Below are 18,602 nucleotides of genomic sequence, written 5' to 3'. Positions count from 1 at the left end.
ACCTCCAATGATGATTTTAAAAGATATTGAAAGCGAAATAATAGTTTAAGTAGTAGATTTTATATATAATTTAAAATAAAGTAATTAATCTTTGGGATTGTCAATAATTTTGTGTAAATAAATCCATACCTCTCCTTGTATTAAATGGGGATTTTGTTGGGGTATACGGTCGCTCCAACAGAATTAGCTTATGTGTGGAAAGAGTTTTTTGAAGATATTCAATCTCGTGGGGTAGAGTAAGTTCTTCTGTTTATTTCAGATAACTAAAAGGCGTCACAGACAGTATTCTCTCGGTCTATTCGAAGGAAAATACCAAGCTTGTTTTGTCATATTTCTAGAAACCTCTTACATATAGTGCGTGTATCAGACCGTAATGAGATTTGTGAGAATTTAAAAAACTCTATCGCTTTAAAGACAAGAAAGAAGATCACAAAGCGCTAGAAAAGTTCGTAGAAAAATGGAAGAAGTCATACGCCAAAGTCACTCAATCCTTATTGGACAATCCGTATCTTTTCATTTTTTATGACTTCCCCAAGCCAAAGCTTTTACTTCACTAACTTGATTGAGTTGTTTAGCAAGAAAAATCAAGCGATTAATAAACGGCTTCCTTCGACACCGTTTCTCTCGTTTCACGGCGAGGAGAACGTAGCTTCCAGTGAAAAAAGAAGATATTACATAAATCTTTCGCACCTGCAAAGCGGTAATACGCTGCATAAAACTGATATCACAGCTTTCTTAGATTACGAGAAAGGTGTCCGCATTGACTTTCATTCCGGAAATTCTTTGAAACGGCTCTTAATATCTGATGTGAAATCTTAGGATTTTGTGTGGTGCATTTATTCATTACACAAATATTTTACATGCTAAAATTTTTTAATTTAAAAAAATTTTACAATATTTTTAATTAAACATCAATACCAAATCCTAAAGGGAGTGAAGCACTTCCCCAGTAGTGATTGCGATGGATGAATTTATAGGGGATACGAATGAAGGGAAGAATGAAGTGGTCATTACGGATGAGACACAGGCGCCCCTTTCGATATTTTTCCTAATCGATCCATTGAAACCGTGAAGAATTACTTACGGGAAAAGGGGTTCGATGTGGAGATGGTTATCATGGATATGAATTATGCCTTTAAGTCTACCGTTCGAAAAGCATTAGGGAACCCTATCATTATTGCAGATCATTTTCACTTTTTTCCGCTATATTTATTGAGCATTAGAATGCGTGAAGACGAAAACAGAAGGAGTTCCATGAGTATGATCGAAAGAAATATAAACGGATGAAACATGTCTTTTACAAACGGTATGAAGAGTTAATTGAGAAGCAACTCTGGTATTTAGAGAGGTATTTAGATTTATCCGATGATTTAAGGAGAACGAACGCATTTGGTCTCCTACGGTATGATCAATTAAGAGTACGGGCTTTAGTACACCATCAATATTAATCAAGGGAATTTCAAGTAGAATAAGGAGTAGGAGCAAACCTCTCCTACCCTGTATCGAGATTTTTATTGATGAGTCACCCCCTTTCAGATAATGAAAAGAATTACTCAATTTATAAAAGTGAATTACCTGGTTTTAGGAATATCTCAATCAAATTTTAAAAGCTACTGCACTAGGAACTTAAATCTACTTATCAAGCCTTAACGTTACGTAATATAAACGTAAGGTTAACAACATACTTTTGCTATTGCAAAGTTATTAGGACTTTTATTAGGTCTGCTCCCCCGTTCAACATTTAAGACACTGCTGATTCATTTCTATAAAAACGAAAAAAAGCTTGAAAGTGTGATATCCTCAATAATCCACCATCCTGATGATTGAAAGTGATATCTTTTACCCGATGTATAAACGTCGGAATAGTTTTTTGAAAATTATGATTCAATAACTTTTTATCATATAGATTATCGTTACAATAAGAAATGAATTGTTATTGGAGGTTTTTAAATGAAAAAAATTGAAGGAGCAAACAGAAGTAGTTTAATAGACTATAAAATTTTTATTCCATCTTTACTAATTCTTATTGCCATTAGTGTTCCTTTCTCTCTGTACGAAGACACATCTCTAAATATGCTGAATAGTATTTTTGATAAGATTGCGTCAGTGTTTTCATGGGGTTACATTTGGTATGGATTTTTAATGGCAGCAGCCGGATTATTTTTTTCATTTTCAAAGTATGGGAAAGTTGTTTTAGGTGATTCAACAGAGAAACCAAGATTCACTTTGTTTGAATATGCTTCCATTCTTGTTGCAATGGGACTTGGCTCTACGATCATGCGGACTGGAATGGTTGAATGGACCAATGTTGTACAGGATCCTCCTTATGGTATAGAGGCTCAGTCGAATGAAGCATTGTTATGGGGAAGTTCGTACAGTATGTTTTTATGGAGTTTCCAAACGTTTGCCATATTTGTCATGGCAGCACCTGCATTGGGGTATGTTTTGCATGTCCGAAAAAAACCATTTTTGCGAATTTCCGAAGCATGTCGTTGTATTTTTGGAAATAAATTTACAAATGGTTTAGGTGGAAAATTGTTAGATGTGATCTTTTTAATTAGTATACTTTCAGGAGCAGCGGTTACCTTAGGATTGGGAGCACCCATTATTACACATAATTTAGCCAAATTATTTAGTATAGAGATAACGTTTAGCTTAACGTTGATCGTAACTATTATCTGGGTAATCCTATTCTCTTTTAGTGCCTATTTAGGTATAGAAAAAGGTATAAAAAGATTAAGCACCCTGAATATGTATATTGCAGGAGCGTTTGCTTTATTTATCCTGGTAGCGGGACCTGGTATATTCATTCTTAATTATTTCACAGATAGTGTTAGTTTTTTATTATCGAATTATATTAATATGTCTCTTCATACGGATTCTTTAGATATGGAAAGTAACACGTATATAGTAAAAAATACAGTATTCTGGTTTGCTTACTCTGCAACATGGGCAATGCTGCATAGTGTATTTGCTGCAAAGATTTCTCGTGGTAGAACCATAAAAGAAATGATACTCACTTATTTATTAGCGCCTACACTTATATCTTGGGTTGCTACAGGAGTCCTTGGGGGGCTTGGTGTAAATAGATATGTTGCTGGAGATGTTCCTGTTATAGATATTGTACAAGAACAGACCTCTCTTGCAGCTATCCCTGAAATATTAGCTTCATTGCCTTTTTCTATAATCGTGATTTCAGTCTTTATTATAGTAGCTATCATTTTTTTGACTACGACACTAGACTCGACAACTTATACCATTGCATCCTATTTAAGCACAAAAGATATGGTGGAAGGGGAACCTTCTAAATTATTAAGAATTATTGCTGCCTCAATCGTAACATTCATTGGTCTGATATTAATGAGAATAGGCGGCCTAGCTCCACTGGGAGTTCTCTCTGGTCTCATGGGCATACCTATCATAGTCATTCAGTTTCTGACTATTTACGCTGCTAAGAAAATGATGGATGAAGACAAGGCATGGAAACATAATGTAAGGAAAAAAGATGATATAACCGAGAAAGAATGGAGAAAAGTTAAAAATTTTTAAATATTTTCAGCCAGAATTCTCTTAAAAAAGTTCGATAATTACCACGAAAAGATTACTTTATCATAAAAAACAGACGCTTTCTTTATTTAATGAAAGCGTCTGCATACTTCAGAATTAATTAACTTTTATTTTCTATATTATATTCTCAATCTAACCCTTTATAAAAACTGTTTAATGGAAGTAAAGAATTCGATTGCTGCTTCTCTTGTTCACGGGAGTGAAAGCTTGATTTCTTCATACCGCCGAATGGAGCCTGAAGTTCTACGCCTGCACTCGTTGACACGGATAATTCCTGCTTCCATGTCATCGACAAAGTCTAGCATGCTTTGAATGTTTGTTGTAAAGATAGACGCACTGAGTCCAAATTCAACGTCATTCGCAAGTCCGATACCGTCTTCGATGTTGTCTACTTTCATCAATGCAAGACCGGGCCAAAGATTTCTTCTTGCGCAATCGTCATATCTGTCGTTACACTGTCAAACATAGTTGGTTCTACATAGAAGCCTTTTCTTGCAGACAGTTACCGCCGAAAATAAGCTCCGCTCCTTCATTTTTACCTTTTCGATCTAAAGCTGCTTGTAACGAATCAGAGATAGGAAATACTTTAAACCGAGAGTTTGACCAAGACAAAGACGGAAGGTCATTGTGAGCGATTTAAATTACGTTCACGTCCAACAGAAATGGCATTACATCACGGAAATGTAAGCGTAAAATAGATCACACCTTCTGATTGCCTAAGAATTTTGGGATAATCTCCTTAAGATCTAAAGAGGAGGTTTTGCGTTGGATCGATCGGAACACATAAAGATATGGGAGAAGCGCATCGCAGAGTTTAAAGCAAGCAGCTTAAGTGTCCCAAATGGTGTGCGGAGCAGGATGGCATTTATGATCATACAACTTGTCTCAAAAACGAAGAAAATGATCACTTTCATTGTGAAAAATTGTATATATTTAATTGCCGGCGTTAATGTGTCAATGCAAATCATAATAATACCTATCTATTTAGTATCAGATTAACCCCCTGAATTTGGACAGATACTCTCTTTTTCTAGGATGATCAAACTTTTTCCTCTTCTTTTGTCTTGAGATACGATCGCCCATTTCGTTTGATAATAATACGTCGATCGTGTGGAATACTAAGAATGCGGCAGATGACCGATACCTTGTACCCTTTGGCAATCCAGACTTGAGCGACGTCTATTTTTTCAGCAAGTGAGGGTTCTTCTTTTTTATGAAATCACGCAGAACAGCAATTTCTAAATCCTTTTCGCCAAGTAGTTTCTTTCATTCCGTATTCTCCTGTTCCATCTTTTGAGGATTCACATAGTCAACCTGGTCCACGGATGTTTGGCCGAAATGCCCTTGTTCATACTCTTTCGTCCACCGGTAAATCAGATTTTTTGATAGTTCATACCGCCTCGCTACTAAGGCTTTATTGCCAGTTTCGAGTGCTTCTTTTACCACTTGAAATTTTAAAGTCATTGGAATAAACGTGTCGTTTCATATTCCATCAACCCCTTTGATTCTAGTGTAACTAAGTTACCTTTCGTTTGTCCAAAATCGATAAGGGGCTTTAGAGGTTTTTTATGTAGTCCTCCTTTTTTAATTAGAAGTAAACTCGAACTTTATTATTACAGGATGTATACAAATAGTATCGATAGAATCAGAATACTGGAAGCAAAAGAGCCTGAGTCCCCAAAGAATAAACTGATACTACTTGAATCGAACCTCACTTGACATATCAAACTAAGTCTCCTAATATTGCATCGTAATTGTCCTTTTCTACTTTAATATTATGATTATTCGGAAAATTATCATTTATAAGGAGGGTGGGAAATGAACAATAGCTTTTTCTATCAAAGCAACAATCAAGCTTCAGAGCAAGTTTTAAATGCGTGGTCTGATTATATTACTAAAGGGACAATAAATACGAATATTGTCCGATCTGAAGTTTTAAAATCATGGAAACGTTCTAAAAGTCATTCGGTTAATCCTTACCAAAGTAAAGTAGATAAGGTATTAAGTTACAATCACTTAAAAAGTATAAGAGATGAAAATAAATTTTTATTATCAGTAGCTGAACCCAACATGAAAGCGCTTGCCGAATCATTGTATGGAACAGATACTGTCATTACTTTGGCGGATAGAAATGGTATTATTCTTAATACTTTTGGTGATGGAGAAATATTAAGCAAGAGTGAAGGTATTGGGCTAGTTCCAGGTTCAATGTGGAATGAGCCAGTGGCTGGAACGAATGCGGTTGGCATTGTTCTCAATAGTAAAAAACCGATTCAAGTTTTATACTCTGAACATTTCTCGAAAGGTTGGCATGATTGGTCAAGCACAGCCGCTCCTATCTACAATCCGTTAACAAATGAATTGATCGGTGTATTCGATATTGCCGGAAAATTTAAAAATGTTAGTAGGCAGACACTTGAACTAGCAATTTTAAAAACAAAATTAATTTCAAACAAAATTATTAATCAAATATATGAATGTGATGTAAATCGTAATCCTTATCTAAGTGCAACACTTAAAACAATAGATGATGCTATTTTAATTGTAGATTCTAAAAAAAATATCGTTAAAAAGAATCATTTAATGCATTCTCTTTTAGAAAATGAAAACATTGATAACCTATTAAACGTAAAAAAAATTAATACACTTATCGATTTAATTATTGAAAGAAAAGAGCAGTTAGTTGAAAGTGAAGTTACATTATTAAAGGACCATTCACATTATTTATGTAAAATGATGCCAATTTTTGTTGACATGGATATTTCAGGAGTACTTATATATTTGAAAAAAAATGATCGGCGAATCAATGATAGAGTCTTGCAACGTTCAGTTTCATCAACTAATACGTTTAATGATATTATAGGAAACTCCCCTGTGTTAAAGGAACAAATTTCATTGGCAAAAAAAGCTGCTAATATTGATGCTACGCTGTTTATTTCAGGTGAAACGGGAACTGGTAAAGAAGTTTTTGCACAAGCGATTCATAATGGAAGCCATCGAAGTGAAGGATCATTTGTCGCGGTTAACTGTGGGGCTATACCAGAAAACTTGATAGAAAGTGAATTATTTGGTTATGAAGCAGGTGCTTTTACTGGCGCACATGCCAAAGGAAGTAAAGGGAAATTTGAACAGGCACAAGGTGGAACGATATTTTTAGATGAAGTTGGCGATATGCCTTTACGTGTTCAAGTCCAATTACTGCGTGTATTAGAAGAAAAAGCTGTTACTCGCATCGGTGGACAAAAGCCAATTGCTTTAGACATAAGGGTTTTAACAGCAACTCATAAAAACTTACAAGAAGAAGTCGAACGTGGAAACTTTCGAAAAGATTTATATTATCGAATTCAAGGGATACGTATTTCATTACCTCCATTACATAAAAGGGGAAATGATATTTTACAGTTAGCTCGTCGTTTTATAAGTGAATTAGCACCTCAATTCAACAAGGTGAATGTTAAATTATCAGAAGAAGCGTCACTATTATTATTAAAATATAAGTGGCCAGGTAATTTAAGAGAACTTAAAAATATACTACAACAAGCTTTATTTAAATTAGATGATGATGTTGTTCTCCCACAACATTTACCAGAGGATTTACTTACTGTTTCTTATGTAACAACTACAGAAAAAGATGAAATTATTGAATCAATCAAAAAAGTGAATGGTCATATGTCACATGCAGCTACAAAGTTAGGTATCTCACGTGCAACACTCTATCGAAAGTTAAAAAAATATGAATTATCAAAACAATCTATTTTAAAAAATGAAAAAAATTCTTGAAATGTTTTGGTAATATGAGGCAATGAGACAAATTTTTGTTCCATTTAAACATTAATAATTAAAAGAAAAGTCTTAAAACTCCTTTTGCAGAGGCTTACAATTAACTGGCATAAAACTTGCATTTAAATAAAATAGAACGCTGCAACAAGCGTTTTAGCAGAGCTTACAATGATATTTGTATTGAAAAAGGAGGATAGATGGTTTATCAAAGTTAATTGTACGTTCCTATTATTTTATCTTCACTAGGAGGTAATGGAAATGAATAACCATCAAAGAGAAGTGTATTTACAAACTGACAAAAGGATTTTGGAACATCGTATTAAGCCATTAATAACGAAAGAGTTAATTCAAGAACATAGGGACAATCCTATCGGAAAACATAGTAATGATTTAAAAATAGTTTTAAATTATTTGCGTCGCCATCATGAAGATATTAAGGGAAAATATTTGGTCATATGTACGGAGCCACATAAAAAATGGTGTTTAGGTGAGCATCCAGGAAAACGAGGAGTGCCTTATAAAGTTTTTGATGACGAATGTTTTGATTCAAGAGAAGAGGCAGAGCATGGTTTGTTTATTAAGCGTTTAAAAAAATATGGTTTATGGGATGAAGAAAAACTTGGCCAGGGGGATGATATATAATGGCAATAACAGGATATACTGACAAACTTAGTGTTATCCAAGGGAGTAAAGTAAAATTTATGGTGAATTGTAATGGCCATGATCATTACTTTACGCAAATTGTCCATCTCGTACATGGTGATACAGACCCTAATGGTCCAGGCTTTAAGGTTAACAAAGTAGAATCATCTGTAAATGGAAAGTATACGGGAAGAAAACAAGAAATTCACACTGGTTCTTACATTCAATTTGAAGATGATAAAATATTTAATCAAATAGAGAGCTTTTCATTACAGGCGATGATTTATCCGACGACACCAGATAAAGGTGAACAAGCAATTTTGTCAAAGTGGTCTAATGAACATCATTCAGGTTATGGGTTATTTATTGATGAAAAAGGTGCGATTTCAGTATGGATTGGAAATAAGGACGGAACTGTAGAGAAAGTGAGTACAAATGTACCATTATTGAAAGGGGCATGGTATTTTGTTGGTGGCTCATTTAACGCAGAAACCGGAAAAGTAACAGTGTTTCAACAATCGATGGTCAGTAAAGCTAATGGAAATTTTTCGTTACCTTATAATATTGATAAATTAAATTCAGTTGTTGATAAAAACATTTCAATAAAACCGAATTCAAAAAACGGTGCACCATTTTTAATGGCAAGTAGTTATGAATCAAATAATGGCCGTCGACATATTGTAACTCATAAGTACAATGGTAAGATTGACCGTCCACGTATGGCTAAGAGCGCTTTGAAATTTGAGGAAATGGCACTTTGGGTTGAAAACCCACAAGGAACGGATTTGGTGGCAGCTTGGGATTTTGCTGAAGGAATTACGAAGAAGGGTTTTGAAAACCCTGAATTTGTTTATGATAAATCAATTAATCAATTACATGGACAAACAGTTAATCTTCCCACACGTGCAATGACTGGTTATAATTGGGATTCAACGGAACAAAATTTTATCCATCGACCAGAACAATATGGCGCTATTCATTTTCATGATGATGACTTATCAGATGCTCAGTGGGAAGTTGATTTCGAAATGAAGATTCCAGACGATTTAAAGAGTGGAGTTTATGCCGCTCATGTTAAAGCAGGAGACGATGAAGATTATATTACTTTTTTCGTTCGCCCAAAGACAGGAAAACCTAACGCGAAAATAGTTTTCATTGCACCAACTGCAAGTTATTTAGCTTATGCGAATAATCGTTTTCAAGATATACCTTTGGCCCAGTTAATGTTTGGGCGTTCACCAGTTGTTCAACCAGAAGATGCTTATTTAGGAGAACATAACGAGTACGGTTTGTCGACTTATGATCATCATACTGATGGAACAGGAGTCTGTCATTCATCAAGTTTACGTCCAATATTAAATATGCGGCCGAAGTATCGACATAACTTATCACCATCACTATGGCAGTTTAATGCTGATTTACATTTAATTGACTGGATGACGGAAAAAGGATTTGAGTTTGATGTAATTACAGACTACGATATCCATTCAGAAGGTTTAGAATTGTTGAAATACTACAACGTGGCGATTACTGGTTCACATCCTGAGTATTGTTCGGGAGCTATGCTTGATAGTATTGAGGCATTTCAAAATTTAGGTGGACGGTTCATGTATATGGGTGCTAATGGATTTTATTGGGTAACAGAATTTCATCCTAATAATCCCAATATTATTGAAGTGAGAAAAAACTTCGGATCAAATGCTTGGAAAACTCGAGCTGGCGAACTGAACTTAAGCTTTACAGGTGAACAAGGTAGTTTATGGCGATTACGTGGAAGAGCCCCGCAAAAATTGGTAGGCACAGGATTTATCGCTGAAGGTTTCGATGTATCGTCTTATTATGTACGAACTGATGCAAGTTTTGATCCACGAGTATCATGGATTTTTGAAGGTATTGATAAAGACGAGAAAATTGGTGATTTCGGATTAGTTGGTGGTGGAGCAGCAGGACTTGAACTAGATATTTATGATACTGAATTAGGTACTCCTGAACATGCTGTTATTTTGGCATCATCTGAAAATCACACAAATGTTTATATGCAAGTTGTTGAAGAACTCCATTTTAACGTACCTGGTATGGGTGGAGAAGAGAATCCAAAAGTTAGAGCAGATATAGTTTATTATCCAACTCCAAATGGAGGAGCTGTTTTCTCAACTAGTTCCATTTCATATTGTGGTAGTTTATCATATAACAATTATGATAATAATATATCCCGATTAACAGAAAACGTCTTACGTAAGTTTGAATCAGATGATAAATTACCATGGTAAATAAGTATAGAAATCGGGGCTGGGACATAACTAGCCCGAAATAGTAAAAAAAGATTCCGATTATCGTTTTTTAATAATCGGAATCTTTTTTGATTATCTTCCCAACATGGACCTGACAAAAGAGTCTAACCTTGATCTGATCCTTCCATGGTCACCGGAGCTTCCCGAGATCTGTCACGTGCCAAATCAGAATACTTAAAGCATACGAAATCCCCATCTCATTTAAAAGGTGGGGATTATTTGACGCTTACTTTTCTACTTTTTCTTTGCCTCTCACCGACATTCGAGTAAAACGCAAATTAGCCTTCAAAAATCCGAAGACTGGCTCTACATCTATCTTACGCTTACCATAGATTTCACCCGTTTTCGTTTCCGAAAGCTTTTCTCTCATATATGCTTTTTGGTTTTCCCATTTTTCGTTGTAATAAACCTTCCGATTCTTTCCTTCCTTTGCCTTCGTACATTGGGACCGTAATGGACAACCGGAACAGTCTTCACATTCATAGACCTTAAATGTTCGTTGAAATCCTGCTTTATCCGTTCGGTTTGACATATAGAGAAAGGTCAATGTTTTCCCAGTTGGACAGGTAAATAAATCGTCTTCTTGATCATAGTCCCAGTTGGCCATGTTAAAAGGATCTTTCTTATATTTCTTTTTCTTCTCTTTACGATACAAGTTGTACGTGATGAGTGGCGTGCGTTTTCGATGGTTTAGAATATCTTCGTAATTTTGTTCACTGCCACAACCGGCGTCAGCGACAATATACTTTGGTAGCTGAAAAAAACCTTTCTCAATCTTATTTAGAAAAGGGATGAACGTTCGTGTATCCGTTGGATTGGGGAAAACATCATAAGCCAATGCATATTGTCCTTCTGTCGCAATTTGTACATTATAACTGGCTTTGAGTTGACCATTTCTCATATAGTCATCTTTCATTCGCATAAATGTGGCGTCATGATCGATTTTCGAATAACTGTTTCGTGCTCCGAAGATTTTCATGTCATTTTGGTATTTTTGTTTGCGTGCCACAAAATCCTTGAATTGCTTGCGGTATTGTTTTGGCTCTTTACGCTCCGAGCGAAGTTGTTTCCTTTCGCCTCCGTCCTGACTCGCTTCAATTTTTTTGTCGTAGTCTTCAACTTCATCGTCCAGCTTTTCCGCTACTTTTGTGAGTTCTTCTATTGAAAGTTCATCCGAACTTTCTCGCTCGATGTCTGGAATGATTTCCTTTTCCAGTAATTCATCGTACATTTGGTTGGATCTCTCCACCAACTGAGCGCTATATTTCTCCACGGATTTGCGCCAAACAAACGTAAACTTATTGGCATTCGCTTCAATCTTGGTACCATCAATAAAAATCGCTTCTTCCTCAATCAATTTTTCCTGTACAAGCTGACAACGAAATTGGACAAAGCACTGACGCAGAAGCTCTTTGACCTGTGGATGGACACTGAAACGATTGATGGTACGATAACTTGGATCATATCCTTGAGCTAACCACATCATTCGGACACTATCTTTCAATAACCCTTCGATCTTTCTTCCAGAGAAAACAGATTACGTATAAGCACATAAAATCACCTTCATCATCATTCGCGGATGATAAGAGGGAGAGCCTGTTTCCCGCAAAAAAACGGAGAATGCTTCATCTGGAATCGTTTCTACTACATCGTTGAGGGCATAAGCTATATCATTTTCTTGAAGTTTTCTTTCTAAATCTAACGGCAAAATGACTTGATTCATGGTATAATGTTTAAACATAAGGATACCTCCGATACTGTTTTGGTGTGGGTACTTTAACTTTATCAGAAGGTATCCTTTTTGCGTACTTCATTTTAGAATTTTATTTAAAAAAAGAGTGGTACTCACCAACGTATTGGCGGGTACCACTCTTTTTAATTACTGGGTTTTGTCCCAGCCCCAGTCTTCTATCTCTTTGAATCTATAATACTACTATGGCGCACTGTCGTGCGATTTCTTTTTGTTTTGGCCCTCCGATATACCATGTGTACAAGAATCCTTCTCCAGTACCTTTTCCAGCAAATCCAGGAAAATGGTCATTTTTACCAATCGATACCGGTGATACTCTCGGTCATTCAACATGGTTATCACCGATTCTATTTTATCATGGTTTGTCCTAGGGATTATTTGAGTCCCGTATCTCGGACAAACCCCAATGAGGTGCCCCGAGCATGAAAAACCCGGCTCCTTAGCGTACAGAATGCCGGGTTTTTTGGGTGCCGTCGATCGCCTAAGCGTACAATTTTCTTTTTTTGGTCCAGTGCCCCCTATTTATGTCTAGGGGAATGTATATTCCCCTACCTTAAAAACTTAAAATTGTGTCTTGACTATGGAGTCAACCTTAGAACCCTCGCTTTTTTCAACCTTACCTCCAAAAATTCTTCTTGGGTTGTTAACCAATATCGTATTGATTTGGTCGTCAGTTACACCACCTTTCTTTAAAGCTGGAATGATATTTTCAAATATATGGGTGGTATGCCAATCTTTTGTTAGATTTTGTAGTTCCTCGGGCCATTCAGGTGCTTTTCCAAGCCATACGTTTACTTTGTCATGTGATATCATTAATTGATTCGTATAACCACTTCTTAACAAACCGGTTAAAACAGCAACCCGGTCAGAATCCATTGGAGCACCTACAAAACCTTGTATACCAAAACGATCAAAACCTACAAATACACCTGTATCTAATGTACGTTTGTGATATTTTATATCTGTATTTCCGTCCATATGGCCAATTAAAATTTTGCTTGGATCTGCGCCTTCTGACACAAGCAATTCAGCTTGTTCAGGTCCCATCGTACCTTCTTGTGTGTGGGTAATAATTGAAATATCCGTTTCTTTTTGTACTTTAGCAGCCGCTTTAAAGAACATTTCCTCATATGGCGTAATTTGATCCTTACTTGATGCCAGTTTAATAACACCCGGCTTGATCCCAGTGTTCCCGATGCCTTCTGTAATTTCTTTCATAAAAATTTCTAAAATCTCTTCTTCTGCTTGCCCGAGTGCCTGTTTGAATTTTAAATAAGCTGGTGCACCTTCACCTTCATAGTAATAACCTGTTGAACAAATAATATTTAATTCTGAGCGTTCTGCAATCTCTTTCAAAAGCTCAGGATCCCTTCCGCAATCATTCGGTGTTGCATCAACGACAGTTTGCACACCATATGCTTTAACTCTTGCTGCAACTTCCATTCCCGTTTTTATAATGTCTTCACGGTCATTCACATATAGTGAATTTCCTGTAAATCCCGGGTACCCAAAAAAGAAGTGTTCATGCATTAATGTTTTGCCAAGCTGATCGACAGCAACTGAACCTAATACGGTATTCACCATTTTTGTCATTTCAATATTCCTCCCTAATAAATTAAGTTTTTCTTTCTCACGTATATTCGCTTGTTCTCACGATTTAAGATGGAGAGCAAACCCTTGTTTTTGAAGGAATATCAGTTATTAAATGAAAGGGGACGGTTGGAGAAGAGGCAAACCCCTCATTTCCAACTTATGATTGCGCATAGGAACTCCACATCCACCCTCCGGTTGACCCTCCCATGTCTCACAGGGTCCGTCATCGGCCCTTACATTCCTTCGTTCTGCCTTTCAAGAGGTGGAGGCCGGGTATTCTCCTTTATTTTTGTTTGTTTATTGTTTCAGGAGTATAACGTAACTCAGTTTTTATCACTTTGCCATTTGGATTGCGGGGAAGAATGTCTAGAAATTCAACGTATGTTGGGACTTTAAATTTTGCCAGTCTACTAGCAACCCATTCTTTTACCTCTTCCTCAGTCAATATTTCGCCTGATCTTGGAACTACACACGCTTTTACTACTTCCCCATATGTCAAATCAGAGACACCGACAACGGCAGTTTCCATAATTTTCGTATTTGAGTAGAGGACATCCTCGACTTCGACGGAAAAAATTTTTTCGCCGCCACGGTTAATCATATCCTTAATACGATCCATTATTGTGACAAAGCCTTCTTCATCAATCATGGCAAGATCTCCTGTTGACAACCACCCATCCTGAATGGTTTTCTTTGTTGCCTCTTCGTTATTCCAATATTCTTCAATTACCATAGGGCCTTTAAAAATCAATTCACCAACTTTCCCCGGTTTAAGTTTTTCCCTTGATTCCGGGTCAACGATTTTCGCTTCGGTTACAGGCGATAAGACACCGACTGAACTAATTTTTCTCATCTGATGCTCGTCAGGCATCAACATTGCAGGTGAAGTCGTTTCTGTTAATCCGTACGTGTTGTGTAGTTCAATAGAAGGAATCCAGTTTTTAAGCGCCTTCAAAGTTTCAGCAGGCATTGGCGCACCACCAAATGCACCAACTCGTAAGTTGGATACATCATAAGTACCATGATCAGGTTCCATCAGTGTCATCACGTAAACGGTTGGTGAAGCAATGACATGGGTGATTTTTTCCTGTTCGAGTAGTTGTAAAAATTGTTTTGGCTTAAACATCGGCATAAGAACAATTTTCCCGCCTAGAAAAATAAATGTCGTGAGTTGCGCAGCCAAACCAGTAATATGGAAAACTGGAACTGCAATGATTGTCGAATCATCGCTCGACAACCGGTAGCAATAAGTATAGTTAAGGCATGTATGAATCATATTCCGATGTGTTATCAATGCCCCTTTTGGTCTTCCGGTTGTTCCAGACGTGTACATGATGAAAGCATTATCACTCTCATCGACAGATTCTCGAATTACCTTAATCGCTCTGTCTTCAACTAAAAAATGATAAGGAATCGTTCCATTCGGAACTTGGTCGCTTGTTATAAAAATGTATTCTGCAAGAATTTTATCTTTAATAGGTTTTATATTTTTCCACCACTCCATATTAGTAATCAAAACTTTTGCGCCAGAATCTTGTAGCATAAATTCAAGCTCTTCTGTTTTTAACTTTGTGTTTAATGGAACAGCGACCGCTCCAATTTGCATTGCAGCATAAACAGATACAACGAATGGAGTTCCGTTCATTAACAAAAGGGCAATGCAATCTCCTTTTTCAATACCATAACGATTACGCAATTGATATGCCATATTATTAACTTGGGTTTTCAATTCACGGTATGTAAGTCTTTCATCACCGTGAACGAGAGCGACCTTATCTGGAAAACGTTCAACACTGCTTTCAAGTGTTTCACTTAACGTTTTTGGTCGCTCACGGTATGTCTTCATCTTTACACCGTTAATTACTTCTTCAGAGACAAAAGGGTCAACATCACGCCAAAACATTGTCATTTATAAACACCACCATTGAAGTAAACTATATCCAATCGATGCCCCTTTCGAAGATTACCACCCGTGGGTATGGAATAATATGTTATTTTGCAGTATAACCAATCTTCCTCTTAGGCTCTGGAAGCAATCGTTTCTCCTGAAACAATCGAATCCATTTTTGAAACATTACTTCTGTATCAATACATTCGTGAAATCCAGCCTGTCTTAATTTAATATCTGATAAGAAAAAGGGATAGGGCATTTCCGTTGCCCCGTAGAAGAGGAACCAATCTGTATATTCTAAGGAATAACCAACAAAATCCGTAAGTCCTGGTGCCACAAGATTATACTTCTTACGAATACGTTTCCAATCAGCCTCTCGTTTTGGTATCTCTTCTTTCAAAGATAGAGGAACATTCTCCCCAGGCTCCATACCTAAGGTTTCAGCAATAGTTGGCCAAATACTCGACCAGACAAATATATCGCCGTTCGTAATGTTAAACGCTTCGCCTTGTGCCTTATTAGACTCTCCAGCCCAAGCGATTGCCCGAGCCAGAAGATCTGCATCTGTAGCTGGGACAAACGTTTCTACTCCGCCTGGATAATAGAGTGGTTTACCTTCTTCCTTTAGTAGGGCAGCATAGACACCAATCACTGGTATGATATTCATGGGACTACCAATAGACTCACCGATAATGATCGAGGGACGAAAAATGGTCCAATTCCAATCCTTTCCCTTTTGCTTCTCCTTGATGTAATCCTCTTGTTCCCAATAGAAATTGGGTTGCTCTCGCATCTCCGACCTGTCCTCCCGAGCTGGGTTCTTTATCTGTTTAACGTGTACTCCATAAGCTTTAGCACCCTGCAGTAATGTAACTGTTTAAGCTCCTTTGCGGCACGCTCCAACGGTTCAAACAAGTTTCGAAGCATTAGTTTATTAATTAAGATCTGCTCCTCATCCAACCAACCCTCAATTAGATCAGGCTTTTCATATAAAGCGGTATAAACGACGTGCGTAATATCCGTCATGTTTCCAAAAACCTCAAGACACTGCTTCTCATTGGTTAAGTCAACGGATATAAATTTAGCACCAAAGGTCTCGGCCGGTCGCCTTCGAGAAACAGCAATCACGCTGCAGTCTTTCTGAGTCGTAAAATGCTTCATAGCTGCATAGCCTACAAGCCCTGTCGCTCCAACGATTAACACCTTTTTCTGTTTCATTTTTCTAACCACCTCGTTTTCAAGATTTTCTAGAAGACCGGTGAAAAAGTCAGTAGAACCAGGTCTTAAGCTTCCAGTGTCGAAAACTGTCTGTGGAGAACATCATAGATGTCAGGGTGATATCGATGAAAGCACCAAAGCAATCAACACCAAAACCCGTTGGCTTTTTCGGTTTTCAGCAAAGTGTACCGATATATCGTTCATGTAACGGGAAAGTTTGCTCGTTTTTAACCAGTCTTCCAAGACTACAACTATAAACTCTGAATATTATAAAAAATCTATTCTTGCCCCCCCGGATTCATAAAAAGGTGAATTCCATTTTAGTCCTGGAAGACTTTCATTTATTCTGAAACTATTATTATTATTGTGAACGATATCAGATTAATTAGTCAAGATAAATGTTAAAATATTTTTAATATTATGGTTATTTTGTGGTGGTACCATTATGAAAGATTACCAGTTATCTAAAAAAGACTATCGCGGAATCTTGGAATTTTTAGAACACTTGGCACATCCGACCGAACATTTCCGCCAGCAGATACAATATTTCCTATCAAAAATTTTTGGGTATGATTATTTAGCCAATTATGATGAACTAGACTTTCTCCATCCCAAAAAGCACTTGAATAAGATATCGGAACAAAAGATCTTTTGCATTAGCGATCTAGATTCCTTCCTTTACTAAATTTGAAAAGAGCGAATTCTATACAGGCTTTATAAAAAAGTATCAATATCATGATGAAATGGTAGTCAACTTTACATATTCAAAACAAATTGGTGGGTACACTGGGATTATTGCGGTTAGAAGGTGATCGTCCTTTTGACAAGAAAGACGTAAAGCGATTTGAATCCATATCATCTTTTATTTCACAGAAAATTTATACCGAAAGAACCTTAGAAAATATTGAAGATCAAAAAAAGTTTTGGAAGCACATGCAGATAAATCTTCTCTTGGTCTTATTATTATCGATAGATCCTTCCGTCCGCTATATTTTAATAATTCCGCTAGAAATATTATTGCCGAGCTTTTGACCAATGACAATGACTTTTGACATGTTTATGAAAAAGTACGTGAATAACCAACACAATTTTCAATTAGGATTTGCAAAATCCGTTGTCTCCCCTTCATTTCAAAAACATACCATTCAATTCGATGCAAAATCAAAGTACCAAAAGGAAGACGTTTATATTGTCCATCTTATACCAGAGTCAAGCGTCTGTACCTCCACACCCACAATTGATCATAAACTCTCCTTCTTAACACCAAGAGAAATGGAAATTTGCCAGCTTATTCGAAAAGGTTGTACAAACTCGGAAATTGCCCAACAGTCATTTATCAGTATTAATACTGTAAAACGGCACATTCAAAATATTTTTAGTAAGCTGAATGTCAAGAACCGTACCGGCTTGATTAGTAAATTAGATGAGTCTATGAGGAAAACGGATGATCGCAAAGTTCACTTTAATGATATATGGGTAAATAATAATTCTGCACCTTCTTTATCAAATGATATATAGCCTAGTTCATCAATTAATCACTAAATCATACTTCTCGAATTTTTTATTCAAATGTTCGAAGTGTTCTTTCAGATCGATGTTCCTTAGTTGATTAATTAATGGTACAGTCGTAAAGAACATATAATCAAAGAGTTGGGACTAGATTAAGATTATCCCATCTTTCTTGCTTATACTGGATTGCGATCAGGTGAATTATGCACCTTAAAATGGAAAGACCTTGATACGTGTATGTAGTAATCTAAAACTGGACCACTGGAGTCATTGAAAAATCCCCCAGTAGTATATAATTAACCCCTGTAGAAATAAATGAATTTCTAATGGGGAGACTGGGAGCGATGATCAATTTGAAAAA

General features: G+C 36.6%; 11 protein-coding genes and 6 pseudogenes. 9 read left to right on the top strand and 8 right to left on the bottom strand.

Annotation, left to right across the window (positions count from 1 at the left end):
• Positions 1–446: 446 nt before the first annotated feature.
• From ACE1TI_RS18670 to ACE1TI_RS18660, 3 genes and pseudogenes are all read left to right on the top strand, one after another.
• Positions 447–557 (top strand): annotated as a pseudogene (locus ACE1TI_RS18670) (hypothetical protein); the annotation flags it as partial.
• Between the two features lie 383 nt (positions 558–940).
• Positions 941–1,376 (top strand): annotated as a pseudogene (locus ACE1TI_RS18665) (transposase); the annotation flags it as partial.
• 574 nt (positions 1,377–1,950) lie between these two features.
• Positions 1,951–3,549, top strand: a complete 1,599-nt coding sequence (locus ACE1TI_RS18660; protein WP_375009049.1) for a BCCT family transporter — start codon at positions 1,951–1,953, stop codon at positions 3,547–3,549.
• A gap of 158 nt (positions 3,550–3,707) precedes the next feature.
• Here ACE1TI_RS18660 and ACE1TI_RS18655 read toward each other — a convergent pair.
• Positions 3,708–4,110, bottom strand: a pseudogene (locus ACE1TI_RS18655) (aldehyde dehydrogenase family protein); the annotation flags it as partial.
• A gap of 4 nt (positions 4,111–4,114) precedes the next feature.
• Here ACE1TI_RS18655 and ACE1TI_RS18650 point away from each other — a divergent pair.
• Together ACE1TI_RS18650 and ACE1TI_RS18645 are read left to right on the top strand one after the other, a co-directional pair.
• Positions 4,115–4,242 (top strand): annotated as a pseudogene (locus tag ACE1TI_RS18650) (IS3-like element IS655 family transposase); the annotation flags it as partial.
• 90 nt (positions 4,243–4,332) lie between these two features.
• On the top strand, positions 4,333–4,566 hold the full coding sequence (locus tag ACE1TI_RS18645) for a hypothetical protein (RefSeq protein WP_375009048.1): 234 nt from the start codon (positions 4,333–4,335) through the stop codon (positions 4,564–4,566).
• 267 nt (positions 4,567–4,833) lie between these two features.
• Here ACE1TI_RS18645 and ACE1TI_RS18640 read toward each other — a convergent pair whose 3' ends face one another.
• Positions 4,834–5,031, bottom strand: coding sequence for a transposase (locus ACE1TI_RS18640; RefSeq protein ID WP_375009047.1), 198 nt, complete (start codon positions 5,029–5,031; stop codon positions 4,834–4,836).
• A 354-nt stretch (positions 5,032–5,385) separates the two neighbouring features.
• Here ACE1TI_RS18640 and ACE1TI_RS18635 point away from each other — a divergent pair, with 354 nt between their 5' ends.
• The 3 genes from ACE1TI_RS18635 (at position 5,386) to ACE1TI_RS18625 (ending at position 10,259) form a co-directional block, all read left to right on the top strand.
• A complete protein-coding gene (locus ACE1TI_RS18635; RefSeq protein ID WP_375009046.1) occupies positions 5,386–7,347 on the top strand; it encodes a sigma-54-dependent Fis family transcriptional regulator in 1,962 nt (653 codons plus the stop codon).
• A 258-nt stretch (positions 7,348–7,605) separates the two neighbouring features.
• Positions 7,606–7,989: a N,N-dimethylformamidase alpha subunit family protein gene (locus ACE1TI_RS18630; protein WP_375009045.1), complete on the top strand. Its 384-nt coding sequence runs from the start codon at positions 7,606–7,608 to the stop codon at positions 7,987–7,989.
• The gene (locus ACE1TI_RS18625; protein ID WP_375009044.1) at positions 7,989–10,259 is read left to right on the top strand and encodes a N,N-dimethylformamidase beta subunit family domain-containing protein; all 2,271 of its coding nucleotides are present in this window, start codon (positions 7,989–7,991) and stop codon (positions 10,257–10,259) included. Before ACE1TI_RS18630 ends, ACE1TI_RS18625 begins: the two co-directional genes overlap by 1 nt.
• A 253-nt stretch (positions 10,260–10,512) precedes the next feature.
• Here ACE1TI_RS18625 and ACE1TI_RS18620 read toward each other — a convergent pair.
• The 5 genes and pseudogenes from ACE1TI_RS18620 to ACE1TI_RS18600 all read right to left on the bottom strand — a co-directional run.
• Positions 10,513–12,021: pseudogene (locus ACE1TI_RS18620) on the bottom strand (IS1182 family transposase); the annotation flags it as partial.
• A gap of 570 nt (positions 12,022–12,591) precedes the next feature.
• Positions 12,592–13,623 carry a phosphotriesterase family protein gene (locus ACE1TI_RS18615; RefSeq protein ID WP_375009043.1) on the bottom strand — a complete coding sequence of 344 codons (1,032 nt, stop codon included), beginning with the start codon at positions 13,621–13,623 and terminating at the stop codon, positions 12,592–12,594.
• 283 nt (positions 13,624–13,906) lie between these two features.
• Complete coding sequence (locus ACE1TI_RS18610; RefSeq protein WP_375009042.1) at positions 13,907–15,532, bottom strand: class I adenylate-forming enzyme family protein; 1,626 nt, start codon at positions 15,530–15,532, stop codon at positions 13,907–13,909.
• Positions 15,533–15,614: 82 nt separating this feature from the next.
• A complete protein-coding gene (locus ACE1TI_RS18605; protein WP_375009055.1) occupies positions 15,615–16,340 on the bottom strand; it encodes a Rossmann-fold NAD(P)-binding domain-containing protein in 726 nt (241 codons plus the stop codon).
• Entirely contained in the window at positions 16,337–16,732 is a 396-nt protein-coding gene (locus tag ACE1TI_RS18600; protein ID WP_375009041.1) for an NAD-dependent epimerase/dehydratase family protein, read from the bottom strand. The genes ACE1TI_RS18605 and ACE1TI_RS18600 overlap by 4 nt, the downstream gene beginning before the upstream one ends.
• Before the next feature lie 1,035 nt (positions 16,733–17,767).
• On the opposite strand from ACE1TI_RS18600, the gene ACE1TI_RS18595 reads away from it, so the two are divergent.
• Positions 17,768–18,250, top strand: a complete 483-nt coding sequence (locus ACE1TI_RS18595) for a response regulator transcription factor (RefSeq protein WP_375009040.1) — start codon at positions 17,768–17,770, stop codon at positions 18,248–18,250.
• Here ACE1TI_RS18595 and ACE1TI_RS18590 read toward each other — a convergent pair.
• Positions 18,193–18,335: pseudogene (locus ACE1TI_RS18590) on the bottom strand (ATP-binding protein); the annotation flags it as partial. The gene ACE1TI_RS18595 and the pseudogene ACE1TI_RS18590 overlap by 58 nt on opposite strands.
• Positions 18,336–18,602 lie beyond the last annotated feature (267 nt).

The organism is Alteribacillus sp. JSM 102045 (assembly GCF_041949975.1).
Taxonomy (GTDB): domain Bacteria; phylum Bacillota; class Bacilli; order Bacillales; family Marinococcaceae; genus Alteribacillus.
The sequence above is the reverse complement of the archived record's forward strand: the minus strand, read 5'-3'. Positions and strand labels throughout refer to the sequence as shown.